The following is a 26,419-nucleotide window of genomic DNA, read 5'->3' as shown; positions in this document are numbered from 1 at the left end:
GGATTTTTTATTTGATCATTATCCTGTTTTTTAAACTTCGATTTTTTGAAATTTTTTATTTTTTAGTTCAAAGACTTCATCACAGCTTTTTGCTACTTCAATCTCATGAGTCACGATGATAATACAGCGATTTTGTTCATGGACGATTTCTTGGAAAAGTTTGACGATATCTTGTGAAGTTGTTTCATCTAGATTTCCAGTAGGCTCATCCGCTACGATTAGTTGATGTTCACAGCAGATAGCACGAACGATAGCGACTCGCTGCTGCTGACCTCCCGAAAGTTTGGTCACCTGTTTTTTTGCTAATATTTCATCAATTCCTACACGAGCCAGTCGATCTAAAGCAACTTGTCGATAATTCTCTTGCTTGGTCTTAGTGATTTCCATTGCTGCTATGACGTTGTCTAGAGCCGATAAATAAGGAAGCAAGTTGTAAGCTTGGAAAATAATCGAGACATCATTTTTACGATAACTTCTTAACCCGATTTTGTTCAGTGAACGATCTTGATAGTATACCTTTCCTTCTTTTGGTGCATCTAGTCCAGAAATAAGCGAAAGAAAAGTCGTTTTTCCAGAACCACTTGCTCCTAAAATAGCGTACATTTTTCCAGCTTCGAAATTCAGTTCTACATCTTTATAAAGCGCATCTTGCGGATCTTGATACCAAAATCCCAATTGTTCTGTCCGTAACATCAAATTCCTCCTTTAGTTTAATAGGATTTTTCTTGGGTTTAATCTTAATATCCCTATAGAAGCTAAAAAGACAGAAAACAGACTGATTCCAAATGCTACTCCGGCTAATAGTCCCAATTGTGCAGGTTTGACATTGATTTCCAATTCGCTGACTTGATCAGAAACAGCAAATGGATTATTCGTGGTTCCTTGTTGACCATCGCGTTGACCGCCTTGTTCTTGTCTGTTACCTGGCATTTGTCCACCGCCAGGAGCTTGCTGGTTTTGTGTCGTGGTTTCTGTCTGTTGGTCAAGTAGCTGCTGTCCCACGGCATTCGCGACGACGTTTCCGCTAAGCGAAGCAACTCCTAATGCAAGAATCATACAAATAGCCACTTCGGTAAACAATTGGAGAATGATTTTACTTCTGGATTCTCCTAAAGATAGCAAGACGCCTAACTCATGCCGACGCTCCCGAATGGTAATCATAATGATCAGAGTAAGTATGATAATACCGGCTACAGCCACTAGTAAAACAACATTTTTAGAAAAACTTGCCACGTTGTTTAAAGGTTCCAACATTGACTGATACATGGAATCATTTGATTGTAAGCTAAATGTATCTGTGTCGATCAGCTTCTCAGCTTCTTTGAGAAACTCATCCATTTTATCTGGATCAGATAGAGTGTAAATAGCAGAATCTATCGTGTTATCGTCAGATGTCCCATTTAGTTCATTTGCAAAAGTGTAAGAAGTGTAAAGTGTATTCGACGGATTCATGAAGTTGAATTTCATACCCATACTGCCGCTTGTTTCGCTGGATTCATAAATTCCTTTGATCGTCATTTCATAAGTGGTATCTTCATCTTCAGTACTCGTGATTGTGAAAGTATCTCCGACTGCCAGGTCATTTGTTTCTGCTAGAGTAGAATCAATGACTACATTGTTTGTGCCTTTGTCGCTGTCATCTATTCCTTCACCATCCGTGATTTTTGCTGTTCCATCAGAAAAATTACTATTTTGTGCAGTTGCTGACACACCACTGATTTGAAAGTCTGCTTGAGTCATTTGCGGATTCCCGCCCATTCCTCCAGCAGGTTCACCGCCTGCATCAGTAGTTTCTGAACTGTCTTCACTTGAATCAGAACTAGTGATGGCAGTTATTCCATCTTTTGCCATAGCTGAGGCGGAACTTTCAAAGGAATAACTCTTTACATTATCTAATTCAGCTATTTTTTCCGCGTCCGTTAAGGAAACTGGTGTAAGAGAAAAACTGCCTGGATCTGGACGTTCTTCAGTGGTAGAACCGCTTGAAGAAGTTTGTTCCTGTTTTTTAAATGAAGCTTCTCGATTGGCACTTAAAGTCACTGTTGCTCCAACTTCTTTTTGTGCTTGATTCGCTGCTTCTTCTGCAGCGCTTCGAATCGTGAGGCCAGCTAGCACAAAAATAAGAATGGCTGTGAACACGGCAAACAATAACAATGAACGTCCCCATTTTACTTTTGTACTTTTCCATGCACGTTTCATAAAATTCATATTTTGCATCCCTCCTAGTAGATGCATTTGATAATAGACAACCTATCTTAAAGCTAGCTTAAATCTTATGCTGTTTGCACACCATCAACATGAGGTTCTGTATATATAAAAAGTCACTATAGTTATTGCAAAAAATGTGGTAAAATGAAAAAAGTATGTTTCAAACCGACGAAGAAGAAATGAAAGAGGAATAGCAAAAGAAATCCTAGATGCTACAGAGGGATTTTTACGTGCATAGTTGTTCTAACAATTGCTGATACTAGCGATTTAGTTTATTTGTTGTATAATAATGGGGAACAGCTGAATACTTATATAAGTATTCTGGCTATAGCGTTTCGCAAAAGATCCATTTTGTTAATGAAGTATATCCAAAATAAAATGCCCATCCAACTGTCAGAACGCGGATGTGCTGGTAATTTTCCTGCTGATTCTCCATAAGTTGAGAAATAGTGATTTTGCATATGCTTCATTGGAATGGCTCATATATTTAGATAAAGAAGAAAATCGACATCTTTAAACTTGGATGTCATAAGAAGAGGTGAAGTTTGTGAGTACCATTAAAATTATCCCATTAGGCGGCGTTCGTGAAAATGGAAAAAACATGTATGTCGCAGAAGTGGGCGAGGATATTTTTATTTTAGATTGTGGGCTAAAATATCCTGAAAATGAGTTGTTGGGGATCGACGTCGTAATCCCTGATTTTACGTATTTAGAAGAAAACATTGATCGTGTAGCTGGTGTCTTTTTAACACATGGACATGCAGATGCGATCGGGGCACTTCCTTACTTGTTGTCAAAAATTTCTGTACCAGTATTCGGGACAGAGTTGACGATCGAGTTAGCAAAATTGAATGTCAGTCGTAATGAAGCAGCCAAAGGATTTAAGGATTTCCATGTGGTAGATGAGCATACAGAAATAGACTTTGGTGAAACAGTAGTGAGCTTTTTCCGTACCACTCATACGATACCAGATTCAGTGGGGATCAATCTGAAAACAAAAGAAGGTAGTATCGTTTATACGGGAGATTTTAAATTTGACCAAACGGCTATCCCAATGTATCAAACAGATTATGCACGATTGGCGGAAATCGGCAAAGAAGGAGTCTTAGCCTTACTAAGTGAATCGGCAAATGCAGAAAATCCTCAGCCTGTAGCTTCTGAAGCCCAAATAGCAGATGAAGTATTTGATACGATCAAATATTGGGAAGGGCGTATCATCGTCGCTTGTGTAGCAAGTAATTTGCAACGAGTGCAACAAGTATTGGATGCAGCAGAAAAAGCACAACGAAAAGTTGTCTTGACTGGTCAAGATTTCGAACGAATTATTCGCACAGCGATGCGTTTAGAAAAACTTCAATTACCAAGTGAAGATCTGCTTGTTACGTTGAAAGACATGAAAAACTATGATCCAGAAGAACTGATCATTTTAGAAACTGGCCGAATGGGTGAACCCATCAAGTCTCTGCAAAAAATGGCAAACGGTACACACCGTAATGTCAAGATTGAAGAAGGAGATTTGGTTTATATCACTACTACGCCAAGCATCGCGATGGAAACCATCGTGGCGAAAACGGAAGATATCATTTATCGAGCTGGTGGAACAGTGAAGTTGATCTCTGAGAATATGCGCGTTTCTGGCCATGCCAATCCTAATGACTTGCAATTAATGATCAATTTGATGAAACCAACATATTTTGTGCCAGTTCAAGGAGAGTATCGTGAATTAGCTGCTCATGCAGATTTGGCTCATGCAGTAGGGATGCCATACAAAAATATCTATATTACTGGACGCGGAGACGTGCTGGAATATAAGAACAAGCGTATGAGTGTTGCAGGAACTACAAGTGCAGAAAATGTAATGATTGATGGATTAGGCATAGGTGATATCGGAAACATTGTTTTACGTGATCGAAAAATCTTGTCAGAAGACGGGATTTTCGTAGCGGTTGTCACTATCAGTCGGCGAGAAAAGAAAATCATTTCAAAACCTCAAATTACTTCACGGGGATTCGTTTACGTAAAAGCTAGCCGTGATCTGATGAAAGAAAGCAGCAATATGATTGAAACAATCGTTGAGAAACATTTAGAAAGCAATGATTTTGAGTGGAGCAAATTAAAGCAAGACATCCGAGATCAATTAGGCCGTTACTTATTTGAACAAACAAAACGCCGCCCAGTGATCTTGCCAGTCATTATGGAAGCTACTCAACGTCGAAATAAAAAATAAACAAAAAGAGTAAGATGAACCTCTCTATAGAGTGCTCGTCTTGCTCTTTTTTTGCGAAAAACAAATAATTTTTGAATACAGCATCCCTCGCTTTATAATAAACGATAGAATAAAGGGAGTGAATCAATGATGAGTCAAACAAAAGTCGAACGTTATTTAGAAGAACAAAAGATCAGCTATCAACCACTTGATTTTAGTCATGTGGTAGAAGAATCTTTCACAGAAGAACTACAAAAAAGAGGGATTGATCCAGCTTTGATATGTAAAACTCTCGTAGTGAAAGGAAACAAAACTGGGGTGATCATCGCATTGATTCCTTTGAACGATCACTTAGATTACAAAAAAACGAGACAAGTGACGAAAGATCGTAAAGTTGGTTTTCCTGGAATGGATTTTGTATTAATGCATACAGGATATCCCCACGGAGCAAACACCCCTATTGGAATAAAACTCGCACATCCTGATTATTGTTTTTTAGCAGACAGTTCTTTAAAAGAAAAAGAAGAAGTAATTGTGTCAAGCGGTGAAATCGGGAGAAGCCTTCGGATAAAAGTAGCCGATTTAGAAAAGATCGTCCATCCTATTTACGCTGATTTAATTAGTTAAGGGACGAGAAGAGAAGCTAAGCAGAGCAGAGACCTCAAACTTGAGATTATATCTGCTTGGTACTTGGTGCATCCTGTATTATCTGTTACAATTGCTTTGTACATACTGTACTATCAATCCAATGAAAATATATTTAGCAGCTATATTTTTTCATTGATGTGCAAGTGATGAAATCGTTTTTAATAAAAAAGATACAGAGAAAACGCGAGGTGTAAAATATGAAAATTACGTATCATGGACATTCCTGTTTAACAATTGAAATGGAAAATGGCCAACGCGTGATGATTGACCCGTTTATTACAGGAAATCCATTGACAGACTTAACTGCAGAAGAAGTAAAGACAGATTGGTTGCTGATTACTCATGGTCATAGTGACCACATAGGAGATATGATTCCTATTGCAAAAGAAAATCAAGCCACAATTATCAGTATTGTTGAGATTGCTGATTATGCGAACAGCAGAGGAGTAGATTCATTCGGTATGAATATCGGTGGAAAACATGCGTTTCCATTCGGCGTGGTAAAATTCGTACATGCACAGCATAGTTCAAGCTATGAAGTAGACGGTATCGTTCAGTATATGGGCGAGCCTAGCGGAATTATTATTCAAGCAGAAGGAAAAACGATTTATCATGCAGGGGATACTGCTTATTTCAGTGATCTAGGATTGCTTGCAGAAGAATTCGATATTGATGTCGCTTTCTTGCCGATTGGCGATAACTATACGATGGGGCCAGAAGATGCAGCAAAGGCTGCGCAAACAATTCGTGCCAAGAAAGTAGTTCCAATCCATTACAATACTTTCCCTGTCATTGAACAAGATCCCGAATCTTTTGTAGAGTTACTGGAAGATAGTGAAGGAAAAATAATGAGCGTCTCGGAAACGCTGGAAGTGTAGGCAGAAAATGGCGACAAAACATGATTTGATTTTAGAATATATTGAAAGTTTACCTGTTGGCAATCGAATTTCTGTAAGAAGCATCGCAAAAGAATTGAATGTCAGTGAAGGAACAGCGTACCGTGCAATCAAAGATGCAGAAAATGTCGGACTAGTTTCAACAATTCAACGAGTAGGGACCATCCGTATCGAACGCAAATTAAAAAAACATATTGAACGTTTGACATTTGGCGAGGTCGTCAGGATCATTGAAGGGGACGTTTTAGGCGGGGCGGCAGGATTAGACAAGGTCTTGAATAAATTCGTCATCGGCGCGATGACTAAACATGCCATGGAACGCTATATTACGCCAGGATCACTAATGATCGTCGGCAACCGGGCGGAAGTCCAAAAATTAGCATTGGAAGATGGCGCCGCAGTATTGATCACAGGAGGATTCAATACGACTGCTGAGATTGCAAAGCTAGCTGATGATCTTGAAATGCCGATCTTACGCACCTCTTATGATACATTTACAGTCGCAACCATGATCAACCGAGCATTAAGCGACCAATTGATCAAAAAAGATATCATGCTTGTCAGTGATATCTATATGCCAGCTGAAAAGACTCATTATTTGCAGCAGACAGATACGATTTCTGATTATCAGCGTTTGTCAGAAGAAACGCAGCATTCGCGTTTTCCAGTCGTCAACCGCCATCATCGTTTGATGGGGATTGTTACGGCAAAAGATGTTTTAGGGAAATCGCCAAACCAGATCATCGATCGGGTGATGACGAAAGAACCAATCAGTGTAAAGAAAACAATGAGTATTGCCTCTGTTAGCCATCAAATGATCTGGGATGGGCTAGAAGTCATGCCGGTCGTTTCCGATGACTTGACATTGGAAGGCTTGATTACCCGGCAAGATGTAATGAAAGCGATGCAGCTTGTCCAGCGACAACCGCAGATTGCAGATACGATTTCGGATCAGATATCTGGAAATATCCATACGATTGATACTGACCGTGAAGGAAATCGTTTGGAAAACCCTAAGTTCAAATTCGTAGTAGCACCACAAATGGTCAATGGCGTTGGAACAATTTCTTTTGGCGTACTTAGCGAAATCATTTCTGATGTCGCACAAAAAACAATGGTGATGAACCAAAAACGAAATATCTTGATTGAACAAGTGAACCTACATTATTTGCGGCTGATCCAATTGGAAAGCGAATTAGACATTCGTCCACGTGTATTGGAAATCGGCAGACGTTCCGCTAAACTGGATATCGAAGTGTTTATTGAAAACACCATCGTTTCCAAAGCAATCGTTGTTTGTCAAGTAATGGAACGTTCTTAGAAAGCAGGAGTGAAATGACAGTACAGCAAGAAATAGTAGATACAATAAAAAAATACGATAAAATCATTATCCACAGGCATTTGCGCCCTGATCCTGATGCATTAGGATCACAAGTAGGATTAGCCGAACTATTACGGGGAAGTTTCCCAGAAAAAGAAATACGTCAAGTAGGTGAAACAATTGAAGGGCTTCGCTTTTTAGCAGAAATGCAAGAAGTTGAAGATGTCTTCTACCAAGGAGCGCTAGTCATCGTGACTGATACAGCTAATTCACCCAGAATCAGTGATCAAAGATATCAGTTGGCAGAAAAACTGATCAAAATCGACCATCATCCCAATGATGACCCTTATGGAGATCTTGTGTGGGTAAATACAAAAGCAAGTAGCTGTAGTGAGATGATTGCAGAATTTGCTTTGATGTTTCCTGAATCTTTAAAGATGAACGTTAAGGCTGCACGGTTACTTTATGCAGGAATCGTCGGAGATACAGGGCGCTTTTTGTATCCCTCCACGACGTCCCGTACATTAGAGATTGCTTCGATATTGAGAAATTATCCATTTGATGCAAGTGCTTTGAACAGAGAGATTGAACAAATGCCGATGAAAGTCGCTAAACTTTCTGGTTATCTTTATCAAAATATCCAGGTGGATGAAAATGGTGCAGGAAGAATTATCCTTCCGCAAGAAATTCTTGATAAATATGGAATCGATGATTCAGAGACAGCTTCGATCGTTTCACTTCCTGGAGTGATTGACGAAGTGCTGGCTTGGGGGATTTTTGTTCAGCAGCCTTCAGGGTATTACCGCGTACGCTTACGTTCTAAGGGGCCGATCATCAATGAATTGGCTAAACGCCATCATGGAGGAGGCCATCCATTAGCAAGTGGTGCGAATGCAAAAGATTTAGCAGAAGTAGAGGAAATCTATAAAGAGATCCAAGATATATGCCAATCGTATAAGAGCAGAAAAACAGAATGATACTTCGTTCGAAAACGTGCCTTTTGTAGTAAAAATCACAAATGTATCTTTTCAAGATCTTCTTTTTCCGTTACAATAGTGCTCACTAAAGATTTTAAAGGAGAAAGAAGATGACATTACCAAATTGCCCAGAATGTGGCTCAGAGTACACATATGAAGATCGAGGCTTGTTGATTTGCCCAGAATGCGGGAACGAATGGAACAAAGAAGAACAAGAAACTGTCATAGAAGACGGATTAGTGGTATTAGATGCAAATGGAAACCGTCTGTTAGAGGGCGATAGCGTGACAGTGATTAAAGACTTGAAAGTAAAAGGTGCGTCAGGTGCCATTAAACAAGGAACAAAAGTCAAGAACATCCGTTTAGTAGAAGGCGATCATAATATCGATTGCAAGGTAGAAGGATTTGGACCGATGAAACTGAAATCGGAATTTGTGAAAAAGAATTAAAGAATATTCAAGGTCTTTTCACATTCTTTTCCTACTACTAATGATAAAATAAAGTAAACGAAAAGGAGTGAAACGACAATGTATGGTTATGGAATGTATGGTTTTTTAGATCCGACATTTCTTTTGGTCATTCTTGGATTAGTTATTTCCGGAATTGCGTCAGCGTACGTCAATAGTACTTTCCGAAAATACGATCAAGTGAGAAGCAAAAACAATGTGACTGGTACACAAGCAGCACAATATATATTACAAAGTCAACAGATAAATAATGTCGGTGTTCAACAAATTGCCGGAGATCTCACAGATAACTACAATTCAGGTAATAAGATGTTGAGTTTGTCTCAAGCAACTGCACAATCTACTTCAGTTGCTGCGATAGGTGTAGCAGCTCATGAATGCGGACATGCGGTGCAAGATGCTTCGGGTTATGTCCCATTGAAGATTCGTGCAGCACTTGTTCCAGCAGCTAACTTTGGTTCGATGATTTCGTTCCCATTGATTATGGTAGGTGTATTGCTTAGCTGGAACTCTACGTTAATCAATATCGGGATTTTCGCTTTTTCTTTAGCGTTACTGTTCCAATTGGTGACATTACCAGTCGAATTTAACGCGTCTCGGCGAGCAATCCAAATTTTGAGTGAAGGCGGACTACTGACGGAAGAAGAAGTACCGATGGCAAGACACGTATTATTTGCAGCAGCACTGACTTATGTTGCAGCAGCGCTTTCGACATTCCTGCAGCTGTTGCGCTTGATCTTATTGTTCGGCGGCAACCGAAGAGATTAAAATAAAGAAGTTGTGAAATCAGTGCTTTGATCTGAGCTAATACCGAGAGTTAGCTGATTGAATACCGTTTATTTGGAATAAGAGGATGTGACAAGAATTTTGTCACATCCTCTTTGTTTTGTTCTCATAACCTTTTTTCATATACAGTTCATGAACCGCTTTTATTAACTCGCCAAATAACACTGTATTGTGCGTTGTATCCAGATAGAAAGTCTCCGTTTCATCTGAAATTTTCTCATGCTGATCTGTAATGATCAAATCAGCATGTTCTGAATATGCGGTAATTTTAACAGCATCTTTGCGAAATAACTCCTGCAAATGGCTTTGAAGATGATAATTTCCTGTAAACTGTTTGGTTATCTGTAAATGGATGAGTAACTGCTCTTTCGTTTCTGTTTGTAGTAAGTGTTGGATCAATTGACTAAGGTATTGACTGATTTGGTTTCTTTCCCCATTTTTTGAAAAAATTGTATCGATTTTTTCTCTTAATTTCTTTTCCTGTATAAAAGAACTAGAATGATTGGACGTGGCTTCTGGAAAGCAAAGTGTAGAAAAACTACTGCTGGATTCACCCAACAGTTCGAAAAAAACAACTGCCAACACAAGAAAATAAAAATAAATTGGTATTTTATTTTCTAAATGGTTGAGAGGAAACTGTTGAGTTAAGTAAGTCATCAATTGACCGACTTGTCGACAAATAAGGTTTTTGCTTGTGGAAAATAAGAAACCAATCTCCTGTTTTTGTCGAAAAGAGATTTGATTTGGAAAAAAACAATAGAAAAAATAATTAAAGTAGGCTCTCTCTGTTTCTGTCTCTTCACAAGGGCGACTCACTGAAAAAGAAGTAAAGTATTCTGAATAATCATGTGTATGCTGCAATAAGTCCATCAATTCAGTGATTTCAGAAGAAGTTTTTGGAAAATATGCCTGTTGTTTGTTTCGTAATATGAATAAAGTTAACAGCAAGTAGATATTTTTTTCTTGTTTTGAAATTTTTTCTATTTGCTCATCTGTACTGTTCATTTTTAGTGCATTTAATTCAAGTGAGGAAAATGGCCAATCGTTACCTCCAAATGTATCTGAAAGAAAAAAGTAAAGATAGAGACGGATAGATAACTCATTTCCTTCAAGAGTACAGCAATTTTTTACAGATAGGATCCGTAAATGGAATTTTTTTAAGGAATGATTGAGCTGTTTTGTCAGTTTTTCGAGATAGGAGGGCGATATATAAAGTTGTTCAAGTAAATATTTTTTTGGTACAGCAGTTTGTGGATAATTGATTAGTAACATCAAATAGTTAAAACGATTGGATTCTTTTAGGTAGCATAATTTTAACTTAGAAAAAACAGCTAACTTTTTAGTTTGATCGGTTTCTTTGGTTTGGATCTCTCCTTTATGATTAGAATAAATAAATTCATCAATCAATAAAAATTGCTTGAGTGATACATTTATTTTTCGGATCAGTTCTTTGATTGTCCGTTTTGGAATATGTAAGTCATTGGATAATTCTTGTAAAGAACAATTATTTTTTTGAATGACCATTTGTAGAACAAGTAACTCTTTTTTTCTTGCTTCAATTAGCATAAATACCTCCTTTTTATTCTGTTTTTGTATATAGTTAGACAAAAACTGTGAGTGGAAAGTCATTTCAGTCTGTGTTATTCTCACAGAGTGTCGCCTTCTTTTTTATATAACGTTATTTAATTTTTTTGTTACCTTGTTTATTCTATTGTTTATTTCCTAGGGTATTTTGTCAAGATATTCTTGTTTTTAAGGCGAAAAAATTGATTTTTAATGGATATAACTAAATATGTTTTGATAATTATCAATAATATTTTTAGAATTATTTATGTTATTTATTTATGGGTAGATGAAAAGAGACGGAGGTAAGAATGATGGGGAGAGTAACAAATTATAGTAAAGAATATTTGCTGTTCAAAAGTATGGTATACGTGGAAGAATATGGAATGAAGTCAATTACTGCAAGAGAGTTAGCAGAGTTCTGCGGTTGTTCTACATACCCGATTTATACACATTTCAAATCAATCAGCGGGTTAAAAGAGAAGATATTAGAAGAAATCACTGTTTATTTTGAAAACTACTTAGCTGAATGCAGTTCCGATGATGTTTTAAGCATTGTCTACTTATTGAAAGATTTTTTTTCTATCCATGAAAGTATTCGTGAAATCATTGCAAAATCTGATTTAGACATGGATTCGCTATTTAAGCGGCCATTTTTCTCATATGTCAAAGGTCACACGAAGATCAAAGAAGAAAAGTCGCTTGAATTGGTATGGCTTAATGCATTGGGAAGTTTGCGCTCAGATGATTCTTCTCAAGATTTTCTTGAAATGATGAACGCTGTTTGGGATAAAAACGAGGTGACGGATGAATACTTGGAAAATATCTTAAAGGAACAGTCACCTTAGGCAGCAACATGAAAAAGTAGATCAGCCACCTTTATTTTTCGTAAAAAAGATTGTAAAATGTCTAACGAAACATTGGAATGAAGGAGGAAGCGACAACGTTACCACAGCAATTTATCAAAAAATATCGTCTTCTTTTAGGTGAAGAAGCATCCGATTTTTTTTCTGCGCTTGAACAAGGAAGCGTGAAAAAAGGATTTCGGTGGAATCCACTAAAACCGGCAGGATTGGACATGGTCCAAACTTACCATAGCGAAGAATTACAACCCGCTCCCTACAGCAATGAGGGATTTCTTGGCACTGTCAATGGAAAGTCTTTCCTCCATCAAGCTGGGTATGAATATAGCCAAGAACCAAGTGCAATGATCGTTGGAACAGCTGCTGCAGCAAAACCCGGTGAAAAAGTTTTGGATTTGTGTGCGGCTCCCGGTGGTAAATCAACCCAATTAGCTGCTCAAATGAAGGGGAAAGGGTTATTAGTGACGAATGAGATCTTTCCGAAACGTGCGAAGATTTTATCAGAAAATATAGAACGATGGGGAGTTTCGAACGCAATAGTGACAAATCATGCACCCGCAGAACTTGTCCCTCATTTTTCGGGCTTTTTTGATCGGATCGTGGTTGATGCTCCTTGTTCAGGAGAAGGAATGTTCCGAAAAGATCCAAATGCAATAAAAGAGTGGACAGAAGAATCTCCGCTATACTGTCAAAAACGTCAGCAAGAGATTTTGTCTTCAGCAATAAAAATGCTAAAAAATAAAGGACAACTGATTTATTCGACTTGTACGTTTGCACCAGAAGAAAATGAAGAGATCATTAGCTGGCTTGTAGAAAATTATCCAGTAACGATTGAGGAGATTCCTTTGACTCAATCCGTTAGTTCAGGACGTTCTGAATGGGGAAGCGTAGCTGGTTTGGAAAAAACAATACGTATATGGCCTCATAAAGATCAGGGTGAAGGACATTTTGTTGCAAAGCTGACTTTTCATGGACAAAATCAGATGCATAAAGAAAAGAAGACACGAAAAAAAAGTAAAGTGCAAATGACAAAAGAGCAGGAAAAACTCTGGACGGAGTTTTCAAATAATTTTCATTATGAAGCTACTGGAAGACTTTTAGTGTTCAACGACCATCTTTGGGAAGTTCCTGAGTTAGCCCCTTCTCTCGATGGTTTAAAAGTCGTACGTACAGGTTTGCATTTAGGAGATTTCAAAAAGAATCGATTTGAACCTAGCTATGCATTAGCGCTTGCTACAAAAAAGATAGAGAATATACCTTGCTTGCCGATCACTCAAAAGGAATGGCAATCTTACACAGCAGGAGAAACATTTCAACGTGATGGGAATCAAGGATGGGTTTTGCTAGTATTAGATAAGATACCTGTCGGATTTGGGAAACAAGTAAAAGGAACAGTAAAGAACTTTTTCCCTAAAGGATTGAGATTTCACTGAGTGGATTAGTTCGTTTATTTTTTTGTCTATGCTATGATGGAGATAGATAAAAAGGAGCTGATACTTATGAAAACATCAACAAAAGTAACAATCGGATTAAGCGTAGCAGCCGCTGCCAGTGTAGCGACAGCAGTCGTTGTATCGGGAAAAGTAATGGAAAAGATTCATCATATGACTACTCGGACGAAAGTAAAAAAATTCGTCTATGACAAATTTGATGGAAATGAAAAATTACTAGAAATCGTAGATGGTCTTTCAGATAGTGACTTGGATTCTTTGATGGGAATGTTAGCAAAAATCAAATCAGGAAAAAAGAAAATCTCTGTTTATGGTGATTCGATCAAAGATTCAACCGAAGATGTAAAAGACCGGCTAATGCATTTTGTTGAAAAAATGATGTAAGAGAAACTAGCTTTTGAACACTATTCATTCGAAATAAGGGGTTGTGACAAAATTATTGTCACAACCCCTTTAATCTATCTTTAATTATGTTCATGAATCAATAAAAGATAGCAAAACAGTAAATCGTTGGCTTTTTTTAGATTGAAACCAGACTGTTCTTGAAATTTTTCGATTCGATATTTTAGAGTATTACGATGAAGAAACAGTGTTTTTGCAGCAGAGCTGACATTGCCTAATTCATTCCATAATTCTTGAATGATCACTTCCATTTCATTTTGTTTGATCAGTTCTATGTAACTTTTGATCAACTTACTATCTTTTACAGTATCTTTTGTATAGTAATGTAAAGCCACATCTTGCATAGAAAAAGTACGGCTGTGAGTATAAAGATTGTTTTGCTCTGTTAAAAAAATTTTTCTTTCTTCAGCAAACAAAGGGACGAGGTCGGTGCCAGGTGAATGGAAAGAACCAACGAATACAGACGTTGTCGTATCAAAATCAGCATCTAAAGATAGAAAAATACCGTTGATTTCAGTAGCATCAAGATAATCACGGTTTATTTGTTCGACTAAGAGCGCATCTGTGTCTGTATAAAAAAAGAAATCAGCAGAATAGCGAAATAATTCCAAAATAGTATCTTGCCATTCTTTTTTTAAGAATTCTCCTTTTGATTCGACGTGAAGCTGGATCAAACGAAAGCTTTTTTCTTGAACACAAGAAGCATCTTTAAAAAGATAGTGATACCATGGGTGTTTTTTTTGATCGTTGATTACAGGGAATAACGCTTTCAAAAGGCTGGTTTCTTGTTGAGATAATGAATCTTGTTTGATCCAGATAAAAGCATCATCGATTGCAAAAGAAAGGATATCCGCTTCTGATGCTGGAGAGTTTTTTTTCTGTGCTTGTGGGTAAAGAGCAAGTAATTTATCCATTTTCATCTTGTTCACCTCTTGTATTTATTTTACCATAGAAAAAAAAGTTAGTTACAGCCTTTTTATCATATGCTAAAGTAAAACAAGAAAAAACAAAGGCAGGGAAGGGTAATTGGTAAATACAAATCTTGATGCAGTAGAAAAAGAAAAATGGATGCGCCTTGCATTGGCAGAAGCAAAGAAAGCAGAAATGCTTCATGAAGTTCCGATTGGAGCAGTGGTTGTATTGGATGGAAAAGTGATTGGAAGAGGATATAACCTTAGAGAAACCACGCAAGATGCTACTACACATGCAGAAATGCTTGCAATCAAGGAAGCCTGTGAAAAAGTGGGAAGCTGGCGCTTGGAAGATGCTGCACTTTTTGTTACCTTAGAGCCTTGTCCTATGTGCAGCGGCGCGATGATTTTGTCTCGTGTAGCAGAAGTTTATTTCGGCGCGTATGATCCAAAAGGCGGAACAGCCGGTACCTTGATGAATCTTTTGGAGGACGAGCGGTTTAACCACCAAGCATATGTAGAAGGTGGCATTTTAGAAGACGAATGTGGGATGATTTTGACTGACTTTTTCCGAAAGCTCCGCCAGCGAAAAAAGAAATTAAAAAAAGACTGGTCAACGAATGAAAAATAAGGTATACTATTCTTTGCCGAAAGGCTAGGACAATGGTGGGCTTGTGAAGCGTGTCAGGTCTGGAAGGAAGCAGCACTAAGCAGGTTCCGCCATGTGTCTGATTATAATGAAACGACAACAGACTTTCGGGTCTGTTTTTTTTATTTTTATAGTACTGTAAAAATGAATGTTCCTGATTTTTTAGCCAGACTGATTTATCGAATATTGTACTTATACAATTTGCTTCAAGGCAGGAAAAACTCTGAAATAGAGCTTGTTTCAATGGAAGAAAAAGCTGCCTATGGTATGATAAAGATAAAGAGAGGCGAGAGGGTACATGGAAAAAATAGTGATTTTACATACGAATGATCTGCATTCTCATTTAGAAAATTGGCCAAGGATCAGAAGGTTTTTGGATCAACGTAAACGAGAAAACGAAAAGAAAGAAAAAACGACAACGATTGCAGTAGATCTAGGTGATTTTGTGGATCGTTGGCATCCATTGTCAGAAGCAACGAATGGACAGGAAAATATCTTGCTGATGAATGAAGTTGGTTATGATGCAGCGACGATAGGAAACAATGAAGGCGTAGGAAATTCCAAAGAAGAGCTGAATCATTTATACGATCATGCTGAGTTTGATATCATCCTGGATAACTTATTCGATAAAAATACGCTCCAGCCACCGGCATGGACGAAACCATATAAAATCATTACAACGAAACACCAGACGAAAATCGGACTAATTGCATTTACTGCTCCATTTCCGCTTACTTATAATCCGAATGGCTGGGACATACGGAATCCTTATGATATTTTGCCAGAATTAGTCGAAGATTTACGTTCACAAGTGGATGTTTTAGTTTTGATGAGTCATCTCGGGATTCAGGATGATTTCCAAATTGCAAAAGAAATACCAGCAATTGATGTTATTTTAGGATCGCACACCCATCATTTATTCAGAGAAGGTCACGTAATCAATGATGTCCAAATAGCAGCCGCTGGAAAGTACGGACAGTATGTCGGTGAAGTCCATTTAACCATCGATGAAGAGAAAAAAATCCTTAAGCATTCAGCCAAAGCCATCCCTACCGAAACAATGACAGCTTTTACAGAAGATGAACAAGAAATAAATAGTTATCTAGAACGTGGGCATGAATTATTAAAAGAAAAAGAAGTAGCAGATTTGCCATTTTCTCTGAGTCTAGATATCTTCAATGAGCATTCGTTTATCCAAGTCGCCCTTGAGGCGGTGAAAGAACGAGGAAAGACGGAAGCAGCAATATTAAACAGTGGTCTGTTTTTAACTGAAATTCCAAAAGGGCGGGTCAATCAGGATCAGCTTCACACTGCGTTGCCGCATCCGATGCACTTGTTAAATGTCACATTGGGTGGAAATGATCTGATCCGCTTAGTTTTAGAAATAGAAAAAAATCGTAACTTTTTACGTAACTATCCTATGAAGGGAATGGGATTTCGCGGTAAGATTTTTGGGCAGATGGTCTATAATGGAATCACATATGATTCTATTAACCATCAAGTCTTTTGGAAGAACAAGCCAATCGATCTGAATAAAAATTATACTTTTACTACCGTAGATCATTTGATGTTTGTTCCATTTTTTCCAACGATTGAGATTGCTGGAAAAAATGAATTTTTGTTCCCTGAATTTATCCGAAGTGTGGTAGGAGATTACTTGAAAGCTCACTACCCAATCAAATAAAAACAAGGTATAATAAAAAAGATAGGTGGTGAACGCATGTCTGCAAAACAAAATGAACAGCAGAACGTTGAGCATAAAACAGAAATTGCTAAGAAAAAATCATCAGCTGAACAGGAAACAACAGTCACCGAAGAACTGACAGCTGCTTTGGAAGAAATCGTTGAGGAGCCTAAAGCAGAAAAAGTCAAAGGCGAGCTAGTGACACTGTTAGATGACAGTAATTTTTTGATAGGTGAAAGACATTATCGGCTTGTGTCCGATTATCGTGAAGGATTTAATGCAGAAAAGCTTGGAGAACGTTACAGTGATGTACTAGCCCGATATGATTATATCGTAGGAGATTGGGGTTATGAACAACTACGCCTAAAAGGATTTTTCCAAGCGGATAATCGACGGGCGCATCCAGATCAGCGAATCGATTCCTTGGAAGACTATCTTTACGAATATTGCAATTTTGGTTGTGCGTATTTTGTCATCGAGAGAATCGGCGGTAAAAAAGAAAAGACAACTCAGCGCCGAAAAAAGAAAAAAAACCATAATCGTGCGTATATCGATGAGAAAAAAGGACCAGTCGCATCTAATCGCAAAAAACCGGTTATTAAAAATCGAAAAACAGAGTCAGCAAAAACCTCTGAAAAAGTAAAAAAACAAGAACAACCTAAACAAGTAGAAAAAACAAAAACAGCATTTACGATAAGAAAAAGGGAAGAGTAGTGGATGAATGGACTATAAAGGATATTTAATTGATTTAGACGGAACGATTTATCGTGGGACACAACCCATACCGGCCGGTAAACGATTTGTGGAAGAATTGCAAAAAAGAAAATTACCTTTCTTGTTTGTTACCAATAACACGACTAAGTCACCAGAAACAGTAGCTAATCGTCTAGCAGATGAGTTTGACATTCATGTAGCTCCAGAGACAGTCTACACAGCTACTTTGGCAACAATCGATTTTATGAAAGCAGATGGAAAAGGGAAAAAAGTCTATGTTATCGGAGAAGCAGGATTGATTGACTTGATTTTAGCTGCCGGATTTACATGGGAAGAAGAGGCTCCTGACTATGTAGTGGTAGGCTTAGATAATTATCTGACCTATGAAAAAGTAGTTAAAGCAACACTTGCTATTCAAAAAGGTGCTACTTTCATTGGAACGAACCCAGATAAGAATATACCTACTGAACGCGGCCTTCTTCCTGGAGCAGGGTCAGTCATCTCTTTTGTAGAGACAGCAACCCAAACGCCGCCGATCTACATCGGAAAACCAGAAGCCATCATTATGGATAAAGCCGTTGAAGTATTAGGGCTGCAAAAAGAAGAAGTAATCATGGTTGGAGATAACTATGAAACAGATATCCAAGCTGGGATACGCAATAATATAGATACTTTGCTCGTTTTATCAGGTTTTACAAAAGAAGAAGATGTACCTGGGTTGCCTATCCCAGCTACCTATGTGAAACAATCACTGGATGAATGGAGCTTCTAATATGAAAAATTCGAGATGGCAGTGGATGGAATATGCTGGATTGTTCAGCCTATTTCTGACACTGATCAGTCTGGCAGTTGGTGTGACGATCAACTTTCGACCACTATACGTATTTGATATCGGACATTTGCAAATTTTGGATTATACTTCTTTAGATCAAGAGACGTTACTGAAAAATTTTGATCACCTAATGAATTATCTCAATAATCCCTTCAAAACCATCCTCAGCTTGCCAGATTTCCCAGTTTCTGCTAGCGGAGCCCATCACTTTTATGAAGTGAAAATTTTGTTTTTAGTGGATTATGCTGTGTTTTTCATCACTTTGATCCCGAGTATTTTGTTTATCAAATATTTGCAAAAGAATGATCGGCTTTGGCGGTTGATTCGTCCGTTTCAAATCGGCATGTTACTGCCAGTTGTTTTCGGTTTTTTCATGATGATAGGATTTGATCGCTTTTTTATCCTTTTTCATGAAACGTTTTTCAACAACGATGACTGGTTATTCGATCCCGTTACTGATCCAATCATCAATGTACTTCCAGAAGAATTTTTCATGCATAGCTTTATCTTATTTTTTGTATTATTAGAATTATTTTTTGCTGTTTTTCTTTTCTTAGGAAAAAATAGCTTGAAACAAACAAAAAAGAAAGAACTCGTCTAAATAGACGTTTTCTTTCTTTTTTTGTTGAATTATTGAGTAAGGCGACTTCTTTTTTCTGGTTCTTTGTGTGCTAATCGACTGGCAGCAGCAGCGGCGATCGCTCCGACGATATCATCTAAGAAGGTATGGACATGAACGCCATCGTGGCTGTTTAGTTCTTTTAAAATACCAGGTTTCACCTTGTCGATATAACCATAATTCGTAAAGCCGATCGTACCGTAAACATTCACGATTGACAAGGCTAGGATCTCATCGATACCGTAAAGGCCTTCGTCATCTTCGATAATATGTTGCAACGGACTCATCAATTTTTTCTTTTCTGCTAATATATCTAATTGGATTCCAGTGATAATGGCGTTATGTACTTCACGCTTTGTTAGCACGCTGTTGACACTTTCAGTACAATCCGCCAAAGTCAAATCAGAAATATAGTCTTTTTGTAAAAACATGACAAGTTGTGCGATATCTTCTACAGTTACGCCACGTTCCTTCAATAGTTCTCTTGCCTTTTCTTCTAAAGTCTCAGTTTTGACGACCATATTATTGCTCCCCCTTTATTTTTTCTTTCTCTATTTCATGTTAACGGAACATGAAAAAAATGCAAGAAACTGCTTTCGGGTTTAACTTGAAATGCAAAGAGATATAAAAAATCAACTAGGACGAAGATTTTTATCGTATAAGCTTGTGCTGTGACCAGGCTGAGTTCGTTCCTTTGGATTAATATAGTGTAAAGCGTTGTTCACTGCAGTAGGTGCTTCACCGAGCCCAGTAGCAATCAGTTTCACTTTTCCTTCATAGGTACAGATGTCACCAGCTGCATAAACGCCTGGAATAGAAGTAGACATATCTGATTTTACAGTAATGGCATTTCTGGTACTATCAAGTCCCCAAGAAGAAAGATGTTCTAAATTAGAAGAGAATCCATAATTGACGATCAGAGAATCAATCATCAAATCAATCGTCTCGTCACTTTTCACTTTTTTTAACCGGATATCTGTCAGTTCCCCATTATTGCCTGATAATCCATCGATGAGATAGGGAGTAAGCAAGTTGACAGATGAAGATTTCAAGCGTGATACACTATGTTCGTGCGCACGAAATTCCGGGCGACGATGAATCAAGTAAACTTCGCTTGCAATAGGCTCTAACATCAACGCCCAATCGATAGCAGAATCACCACCTCCAGCAATAGCGACTTTTTTTCCAGCATACTTCATCAAATCATTCACGAAATAATCCAATCCGTGGTTTTCAAATGATTCAGCATTATCTAAATTCAATTTTCTTGGCTGGAATGAACCATTTCCTAAAGCTAAAATGACTGCTTTGGAATAATGGATGCCTTTATTTGTAGTAATCTCGATAACTTCGTCTTCACGAGTAAGCGAGAGAACTTCTTCTTTTAAATGGAATGTATGGTTAAAAGTAGTTAATTGTTTTTCTAATTGATCGATTAATTCACTTGCTTTTATTGCTGGATACCCAGGAATATCGTAAATATATTTTTCGGGATACAAAGTTGCTAATTGACCACCAAGTTGAGGTAGACTGTCAATGATTTTTGTTTTAGCTTGGCGCATTCCTGCGTAAAAAGCGGCAAACATCCCTACAGGACCTGCACCGATGATTGTAATGTCATAGATTTCCATAAAAATTCCTCCCTTTTCACACTATAGCAGAATTTAATTGAGAATGCTTCTCAAAAATGTTTGAATTCGAAATCGAAACGGTAAGTTATAGAATGTATCTAGTGATGAAAAATAAAAGAAAACAAATCTAGTATTTTTACGAGAGGTTAGGTATTATGTTATTATTATTATGAAGTATGCAAATATTAGGAGGAAACAATATGGCATTCCCACAACTAGATTTAAAAAGTGAAAAAGGACCAAAAGCTGTTATCAAAACAAACCGTGGTGACATTACTGTTCAATTATTCCCTGAACTAGCACCGAAGACGGTTCAAAATTTCATTGAACTTTCCAAAAAAGGTTATTATGATGGCGTGATTTTTCACCGCGTTATTCCTGATTTCATGATCCAAGGCGGCGATCCAACTGGAACAGGAATGGGTGGCGAAAGTATTTATGGCGAAAGTTTTGAAGATGAATTCAGTCGTGAACTGTTCAACCTTCGCGGAGCTTTATCTATGGCAAATTCAGGTCCAAACACAAACGGAAGCCAATTCTTTATTGTAAATAACACAAATGTGCCAGCTAATATGCTTGGACAACTAGAAGGTGCTGGATTCCCATCAGAAATCATTGAAGCGTATAAAGGTGGCGGAACTCCTTGGCTAGATTTCCGACATACAGTCTTTGGACATGTACTAGAAGGGATGGACACAGTAGATGAAATCGCAAATGTACAACGTGGTCCACAAGACCGACCTGTACATGATGTAGTGATTGAAACAATTGAAATTTCAGAATAGTTTGGTATGGTACGGAGTAATTATGAAAAAGGACGAAACCTAGTAAGGTCTCGTCCTTTTATTTTGAATAAATGATTTAATCGATTGTCTCTAAAGCATACTTGATTCGATTAAGTCCTTCCAGTAAAGTTTCTTCTGGACAAGCAATATTCAAGCGCATATGCCCATGACCGGAAGGACCAAACGTGATGCCAGGATTTAATACAACTTTTCCTTTCCGAACAAGAGTGTTCTCCAATTCTTGGTCATCTGAAATATAGGCGGTAAAATCTAACCACATTAAGTAAGTTCCTTCAGGATTCATTATTCTCACTTTCGGAAGATACTGTTCAAAAAACTGATTAACTGTTTGAACATTTTTTTCTAGATAAGGAATCAGTTGGCTTAACCATTCTCCACCCGTCTCATAAGCCGCTTGGGTTCCAATCAGTCCAAAAGTGTTGATTTCGTGCTGTTGGTTCATCACTAAATGTTTTTCAAAATCAGCTTTCATCTCTGGATTTTTGATAAATACCATTGAATTTTTGATTGCAGCTAGATTGAAAGTCTTGGTTGCGGAAGTAAAAGCAACTAGTAGATCATCTAAATTAGGATCAATCGTTAGCATGGAAGTAAATGTATGATCGAATAAAGTTAAATCTTGATGGATCTCGTCACTAAACAGAATCACTTGATGTTTTAAACACAATTCGCTTAACTGTTTCAATTCTTCTTTGCTCCAAACACGCCCTCCAGGATTGTGAGGATTGCATAAAATCATTGCTTTTACATTGTTTTCTTCGATTTTTTTCTCCATGTCAGACAAGTCCATGATGAAATGATTATTTTTTTCTAGCAAAGAGCTTCGAACGATGTGACGTTGATTTGTTTCTATAATAGAGGAAAATGGAGGATAAACTGGGTCATGAATCAAAATAGAATCGCCTGGTTTTGTAAAAGTTTGTACTGCTGCAGCTAAACTAGTTAACACACCACTTGTAAAAACGATATTTTCTTTCGTCAACTCCACAGCATGGTGTTGGCGTTCCCAATGAATGATAGCCTGATATAGTTTATCAGACAGAGTGGCATAACCAAAGATTCCATGTTTGATGTATTCACTAAACGCTTTAGCTACCCCACCGGGAGACAAGAAGTCCATATCTGCTACCCACAAAGGAAGTAAGTCATCCATTTGATATGTCTCAGCAATTGCGTCCCATTTTACACTTTCTGTATCTTTTCTTGAAATCTGTTTATCAAATTCGATCATCTTAAGACCTCCAGTCATTTTCGTCGCTTCTTTTTTTGAGCTATTTACAGTATAATGATAAATGCGAAGAGAGGGAAGTAGATGACTTATAAAATTGGACAAATAATTGAAGGAAAAGTGACAGGAATACAGCCTTATGGCGCATTCGTTTCTCTTGATAACGAGACGCAAGGACTTATTCATGTTTCGGAAGTACAATCCGGTTATACGAAAAATATCCATTCATTGTTAAAAGTCGGACAGCCAGTAACAGTTCAGATCATCGACATTGATGAATATTCCAAAAAAATCAGTTTATCTTTAAGAACGTTAGAAAAAACAAATCCAGCTGTTCCATATCGCAGAAAAAGGTATTTCACGAATAAAAATCGTAAGATCGGATTTACCACTATTGCGGAGCAGTTACCTATTTGGATAGAAGAAGCATTATCTGAACTAGAACGGAAAGAAAATAAGAAATAAAAAGTGTATTTTTTCTGAAAATGTGCTAGAATTTTTATGTAAGCCATAGAACAAGTTGATCGAGGTGGAAATTTTGGCAAGCAAAAGAGTTGCTGGTACAATTATGTTGCATTTGGAGGATGGTACTAAAAAATTTTTGGTCCATTCAATTGATGACAAGTTGGAATTTGCGTTAGCGGAACTTTCTGAAGGAAAGACTGGTTTAGCGAATATACTTAATTTCTTAAAAGAAATAGTTCATATCGATGTTAGCAAGATTAGTTTGATGGAATTGACAAATACACATATTAAAGAGGAAAATGTTCCGTTGTTTGTCTTTGAAACTGAACAAAAGAATCAAAGAGAAGAATTAGGCGAAGGATATATTTGGGAAGAACCAGGTCAAATGCGCTCTGTTCTTGGAACTTACGAAGTAGAGGGAGTGCCTTTCTTCTAAAATACAGATTAAGCGAACAAAGAAGTTTGAATTTTTTTCAAACTTCTTTTTTTATTGTTTGGTCCAAAAAATACAATGAAATGTTCTGCTAAAGATAGTTTTTTAGTGCATTTTATTTTCAAAATTATGTAGAAAACGGTTGTATAACGAATAATAATAATTGATCGAAAAATCATTTCACAAAGTAATGCTTAATTTATAGTTGACCAAGGAAGAAATACATGATAAATTTAACAGCGTTGATTCTGAAGTGGATGTTATATCACATTTCTAAAAAATTTAAAAAATAGTTATTGACATGTTACTAACGACATGATAAGATAACTGAGTCGTTAAAAAAGAACCACTTGCGAAGCTTGATTTTATCGAAAAAACTTCAAAAAAGTTCTTGACAAATAACAAACGATAAGTTATGATAAATGAGTTGCTGAAAGATTTCGAAAAACGAAATCGAAAAAAACTTTTAAAAAAGAGTTGACAATTACTTGTCTCTCTGATATGATATAAAAGTTGCTACGGCAGCCAAAAACGAATCGGGAAACACTCCTGATGAAGTAGACCTTTGAAAACTGAACAAAGTAAGACAAACCAAATGTGTAGGGCGTCTTGATTCAATTCAAGACAACAAACATTTTTAACAAGCAAGCAATATGCTAGCAAACAAATTGAGCTTAACAATCGCAAGATTGTTCGAACTTTTTATGAGAGTTTGATCCTGGCTCAGGACGAACGCTGGCGGCGTGCCTAATACATGCAAGTCGAACGCTTCTTTTTCCATCGGAGCTTGCTCCATCGGAAAAAGAGGAGTGGCGAACGGGTGAGTAACACGTGGGTAACCTGCCCATCAGAAGGGGATAACACTTGGAAACAGGTGCTAATACCGTATAACAATCGAAACCGCATGGTTTTGATTTGAAAGGCGCTTTCGGGTGTCGCTGATGGATGGACCCGCGGTGCATTAGCTAGTTGGTGAGGTAACGGCTCACCAAGGCCACGATGCATAGCCGACCTGAGAGGGTGATCGGCCACATTGGGACTGAGACACGGCCCAAACTCCTACGGGAGGCAGCAGTAGGGAATCTTCGGCAATGGACGAAAGTCTGACCGAGCAACGCCGCGTGAGTGAAGAAGGTTTTCGGATCGTAAAACTCTGTTGTTAGAGAAGAACAAGGATGAGAGTAACTGTTCATCCCTTGACGGTATCTAACCAGAAAGCCACGGCTAACTACGTGCCAGCAGCCGCGGTAATACGTAGGTGGCAAGCGTTGTCCGGATTTATTGGGCGTAAAGCGAGCGCAGGCGGTTTCTTAAGTCTGATGTGAAAGCCCCCGGCTCAACCGGGGAGGGTCATTGGAAACTGGGAGACTTGAGTGCAGAAGAGGAGAGTGGAATTCCATGTGTAGCGGTGAAATGCGTAGATATATGGAGGAACACCAGTGGCGAAGGCGGCTCTCTGGTCTGTAACTGACGCTGAGGCTCGAAAGCGTGGGGAGCAAACAGGATTAGATACCCTGGTAGTCCACGCCGTAAACGATGAGTGCTAAGTGTTGGAGGGTTTCCGCCCTTCAGTGCTGCAGCTAACGCATTAAGCACTCCGCCTGGGGAGTACGACCGCAAGGTTGAAACTCAAAGGAATTGACGGGGGCCCGCACAAGCGGTGGAGCATGTGGTTTAATTCGAAGCAACGCGAAGAACCTTACCAGGTCTTGACATCCTTTGACCACTCTAGAGATAGAGCTTCCCCTTCGGGGGCAAAGTGACAGGTGGTGCATGGTTGTCGTCAGCTCGTGTCGTGAGATGTTGGGTTAAGTCCCGCAACGAGCGCAACCCTTATTGTTAGTTGCCATCATTCAGTTGGGCACTCTAGCAAGACTGCCGGTGACAAACCGGAGGAAGGTGGGGATGACGTCAAATCATCATGCCCCTTATGACCTGGGCTACACACGTGCTACAATGGGAAGTACAACGAGTTGCGAAGTCGCGAGGCTAAGCTAATCTCTTAAAGCTTCTCTCAGTTCGGATTGCAGGCTGCAACTCGCCTGCATGAAGCCGGAATCGCTAGTAATCGCGGATCAGCACGCCGCGGTGAATACGTTCCCGGGCCTTGTACACACCGCCCGTCACACCACGAGAGTTTGTAACACCCGAAGTCGGTGAGGTAACCTTTTGGAGCCAGCCGCCTAAGGTGGGATAGATGATTGGGGTGAAGTCGTAACAAGGTAGCCGTATCGGAAGGTGCGGCTGGATCACCTCCTTTCTAAGGAATATTACGGAGACTACACAATTTGTTTTTACTTTGTTCAGTTTTGAGAGGTTTACTCTCAAACACTTTTGTTCATTGAAAACTGGATATTTGAAGTAAATGTAAGTAATACAAACCGAGAACACCGCGTTGAATTTGAAAGCTGAACAAATTGTTTAGCCTGAAGCAAAATAGGCGGACGGCCATAAAATCTTTGATTTTATGAGACGATCGATCTTTTTGCCGTACAGGCTGATTTGTGAGCTGGATAGAGTTTTTTAATAAGTTCAATTGCTTATTTTCTTGATCTAACTTCTATCGCTAGAAGAAGGATCAAAACCCAACCGTAAGGTTGATAAGGTTAAGTGAATAAGGGCGCACGGTGGATGCCTTGGCACTAGGAGCCGATGAAGG

25 protein-coding genes, 2 rRNA genes and 1 other RNA gene (1 of these 28 running past the window's edge) are annotated in these 26,419 nt (G+C 38.3%); 21 read left to right on the top strand and 7 right to left on the bottom strand.

The window, feature by feature from the left end:
• Nucleotides 1–30 precede the first annotated feature (30 nt).
• Both IGL31_RS10310 and IGL31_RS10305 read right to left on the bottom strand, forming a co-directional pair.
• A complete protein-coding gene (locus IGL31_RS10310; protein ID WP_086300285.1) occupies nt 31–693 on the bottom strand; it encodes an ABC transporter ATP-binding protein in 663 nt (220 codons plus the stop codon).
• 12 nt (nt 694–705) lie between these two features.
• Entirely contained in the window at nt 706–2,208 is a 1,503-nt protein-coding gene (locus IGL31_RS10305) for an ABC transporter permease (RefSeq protein ID WP_002287129.1), read from the bottom strand.
• A gap of 547 nt (nt 2,209–2,755) precedes the next feature.
• Here IGL31_RS10305 and IGL31_RS10300 point away from each other — a divergent pair.
• From IGL31_RS10300 to IGL31_RS10270, 7 genes are all read left to right on the top strand, one after another.
• On the top strand, nt 2,756–4,435 hold the full coding sequence (locus IGL31_RS10300) for a ribonuclease J (protein ID WP_002287130.1): 1,680 nt from the start codon (nt 2,756–2,758) through the stop codon (nt 4,433–4,435).
• 126 nt (nt 4,436–4,561) lie between these two features.
• Nucleotides 4,562–5,041: an aminoacyl-tRNA deacylase gene (locus IGL31_RS10295; RefSeq protein ID WP_002287132.1), complete on the top strand. Its 480-nt coding sequence runs from the start codon at nt 4,562–4,564 to the stop codon at nt 5,039–5,041.
• 218 nt (nt 5,042–5,259) lie between these two features.
• On the top strand, nt 5,260–5,940 hold the full coding sequence (locus tag IGL31_RS10290; RefSeq protein WP_002287133.1) for a metal-dependent hydrolase: 681 nt from the start codon (nt 5,260–5,262) through the stop codon (nt 5,938–5,940).
• A 7-nt stretch (nt 5,941–5,947) separates the two neighbouring features.
• A complete protein-coding gene (locus IGL31_RS10285) occupies nt 5,948–7,279 on the top strand; it encodes a DRTGG domain-containing protein (protein WP_002287134.1) in 1,332 nt (443 codons plus the stop codon).
• A gap of 14 nt (nt 7,280–7,293) precedes the next feature.
• Nucleotides 7,294–8,256 carry a DHH family phosphoesterase gene (locus tag IGL31_RS10280; RefSeq protein WP_086300286.1) on the top strand — a complete coding sequence of 321 codons (963 nt, stop codon included), beginning with the start codon at nt 7,294–7,296 and terminating at the stop codon, nt 8,254–8,256.
• A 110-nt stretch (nt 8,257–8,366) separates the two neighbouring features.
• Nucleotides 8,367–8,705, top strand: a complete 339-nt coding sequence (locus tag IGL31_RS10275; RefSeq protein ID WP_002287137.1) for a zinc ribbon domain-containing protein YjdM — start codon at nt 8,367–8,369, stop codon at nt 8,703–8,705.
• Nucleotides 8,706–8,783: 78 nt separating this feature from the next.
• Entirely contained in the window at nt 8,784–9,491 is a 708-nt protein-coding gene (locus IGL31_RS10270; protein WP_002287139.1) for a zinc metallopeptidase, read from the top strand.
• Nucleotides 9,492–9,593: 102 nt separating this feature from the next.
• Here IGL31_RS10270 and IGL31_RS10265 read toward each other — a convergent pair whose 3' ends face one another.
• Nucleotides 9,594–11,075 (bottom strand): helix-turn-helix domain-containing protein, encoded by a 1,482-nt coding sequence (locus tag IGL31_RS10265; protein ID WP_086300287.1) that lies wholly within the window; start codon nt 11,073–11,075, stop codon nt 9,594–9,596.
• 308 nt (nt 11,076–11,383) lie between these two features.
• Between IGL31_RS10265 and IGL31_RS10260 the strand changes: the two genes are divergently transcribed.
• The 3 genes from IGL31_RS10260 to IGL31_RS10250 all read left to right on the top strand — a co-directional run bounded on the left by IGL31_RS10260 (nt 11,384) and on the right by IGL31_RS10250 (nt 13,770).
• Nucleotides 11,384–11,920, top strand: a complete 537-nt coding sequence (locus IGL31_RS10260; RefSeq protein ID WP_002287143.1) for a TetR/AcrR family transcriptional regulator — start codon at nt 11,384–11,386, stop codon at nt 11,918–11,920.
• Between the two features lie 77 nt (nt 11,921–11,997).
• Nucleotides 11,998–13,368 carry an RsmF rRNA methyltransferase first C-terminal domain-containing protein gene (locus tag IGL31_RS10255; RefSeq protein WP_086300288.1) on the top strand — a complete coding sequence of 457 codons (1,371 nt, stop codon included), beginning with the start codon at nt 11,998–12,000 and terminating at the stop codon, nt 13,366–13,368.
• A 66-nt stretch (nt 13,369–13,434) separates the two neighbouring features.
• Nucleotides 13,435–13,770, top strand: coding sequence for a hypothetical protein (locus IGL31_RS10250; RefSeq protein ID WP_002287147.1), 336 nt, complete (start codon nt 13,435–13,437; stop codon nt 13,768–13,770).
• Nucleotides 13,771–13,850: 80 nt separating this feature from the next.
• Here IGL31_RS10250 and IGL31_RS10245 read toward each other — a convergent pair whose 3' ends face one another.
• On the bottom strand, nt 13,851–14,708 hold the full coding sequence (locus IGL31_RS10245) for a helix-turn-helix domain-containing protein (protein WP_002300638.1): 858 nt from the start codon (nt 14,706–14,708) through the stop codon (nt 13,851–13,853).
• Between the two features lie 106 nt (nt 14,709–14,814).
• Between IGL31_RS10245 and tadA the strand changes: the two genes are divergently transcribed.
• The 6 genes from tadA to IGL31_RS10215 all read left to right on the top strand — a co-directional run bounded on the left by tadA (nt 14,815) and on the right by IGL31_RS10215 (nt 19,179).
• The gene (gene tadA / locus IGL31_RS10240) at nt 14,815–15,330 is read left to right on the top strand and encodes a tRNA adenosine(34) deaminase TadA (protein WP_002287154.1); all 516 of its coding nucleotides are present in this window, start codon (nt 14,815–14,817) and stop codon (nt 15,328–15,330) included.
• A 21-nt stretch (nt 15,331–15,351) separates the two neighbouring features.
• Nucleotides 15,352–15,438: signal recognition particle sRNA small type (gene ffs, locus IGL31_RS10235), an RNA gene on the top strand.
• 208 nt (nt 15,439–15,646) lie between these two features.
• Nucleotides 15,647–17,032, top strand: coding sequence for a bifunctional metallophosphatase/5'-nucleotidase (locus tag IGL31_RS10230; RefSeq protein WP_002307275.1), 1,386 nt, complete (start codon nt 15,647–15,649; stop codon nt 17,030–17,032).
• 36 nt (nt 17,033–17,068) lie between these two features.
• The gene (locus tag IGL31_RS10225) at nt 17,069–17,746 is read left to right on the top strand and encodes a YutD family protein (protein ID WP_002287156.1); all 678 of its coding nucleotides are present in this window, start codon (nt 17,069–17,071) and stop codon (nt 17,744–17,746) included.
• Between the two features lie 7 nt (nt 17,747–17,753).
• Nucleotides 17,754–18,518: a TIGR01457 family HAD-type hydrolase gene (locus tag IGL31_RS10220; protein ID WP_002287159.1), complete on the top strand. Its 765-nt coding sequence runs from the start codon at nt 17,754–17,756 to the stop codon at nt 18,516–18,518.
• Between the two features lies 1 nt (nt 18,519).
• Entirely contained in the window at nt 18,520–19,179 is a 660-nt protein-coding gene (locus IGL31_RS10215) for a TIGR01906 family membrane protein (protein WP_002287161.1), read from the top strand.
• 29 nt (nt 19,180–19,208) lie between these two features.
• Here the strand turns inward: IGL31_RS10215 and IGL31_RS10210 are convergent, their stop codons facing one another.
• Both IGL31_RS10210 and IGL31_RS10205 read right to left on the bottom strand, forming a co-directional pair.
• Nucleotides 19,209–19,718: a phosphatidylglycerophosphatase A family protein gene (locus IGL31_RS10210; protein WP_002287163.1), complete on the bottom strand. Its 510-nt coding sequence runs from the start codon at nt 19,716–19,718 to the stop codon at nt 19,209–19,211.
• A 111-nt stretch (nt 19,719–19,829) separates the two neighbouring features.
• On the bottom strand, nt 19,830–20,828 hold the full coding sequence (locus tag IGL31_RS10205; protein WP_002296073.1) for an NAD(P)/FAD-dependent oxidoreductase: 999 nt from the start codon (nt 20,826–20,828) through the stop codon (nt 19,830–19,832).
• Nucleotides 20,829–21,028: 200 nt separating this feature from the next.
• Between IGL31_RS10205 and IGL31_RS10200 the strand changes: the two genes are divergently transcribed.
• Complete coding sequence (locus IGL31_RS10200) at nt 21,029–21,613, top strand: peptidylprolyl isomerase (RefSeq protein WP_002287167.1); 585 nt, start codon at nt 21,029–21,031, stop codon at nt 21,611–21,613.
• 76 nt (nt 21,614–21,689) lie between these two features.
• Here the strand turns inward: IGL31_RS10200 and IGL31_RS10195 are convergent, their stop codons facing one another.
• On the bottom strand, nt 21,690–22,865 hold the full coding sequence (locus IGL31_RS10195; RefSeq protein ID WP_002296072.1) for a MalY/PatB family protein: 1,176 nt from the start codon (nt 22,863–22,865) through the stop codon (nt 21,690–21,692).
• An 81-nt stretch (nt 22,866–22,946) separates the two neighbouring features.
• On the opposite strand from IGL31_RS10195, the gene IGL31_RS10190 reads away from it, so the two are divergent.
• From IGL31_RS10190 to IGL31_RS10175, 4 genes are all read left to right on the top strand, one after another.
• Nucleotides 22,947–23,327 carry a CvfD/Ygs/GSP13 family RNA-binding post-transcriptional regulator gene (locus IGL31_RS10190; RefSeq protein ID WP_002287231.1) on the top strand — a complete coding sequence of 127 codons (381 nt, stop codon included), beginning with the start codon at nt 22,947–22,949 and terminating at the stop codon, nt 23,325–23,327.
• A 73-nt stretch (nt 23,328–23,400) separates the two neighbouring features.
• Complete coding sequence (locus tag IGL31_RS10185) at nt 23,401–23,763, top strand: hypothetical protein (protein WP_002287172.1); 363 nt, start codon at nt 23,401–23,403, stop codon at nt 23,761–23,763.
• A 697-nt stretch (nt 23,764–24,460) separates the two neighbouring features.
• Nucleotides 24,461–26,020: ribosomal RNA gene (locus tag IGL31_RS10180) — 16S ribosomal RNA — on the top strand.
• Between the two features lie 344 nt (nt 26,021–26,364).
• Nucleotides 26,365–26,419: ribosomal RNA gene (locus IGL31_RS10175) — 23S ribosomal RNA — on the top strand; it runs 2,860 nt beyond the window's last position.
• Together the 16S and 23S rRNA genes form the textbook arrangement of a ribosomal RNA operon.

This window comes from Enterococcus sp. MSG3290, assembly GCF_050555565.1.
Classification (GTDB): Bacteria; Bacillota; Bacilli; order Lactobacillales; family Enterococcaceae; genus Enterococcus_B; species Enterococcus_B faecium.
This window is presented reverse-complemented; position numbering and strand designations above follow the sequence as displayed.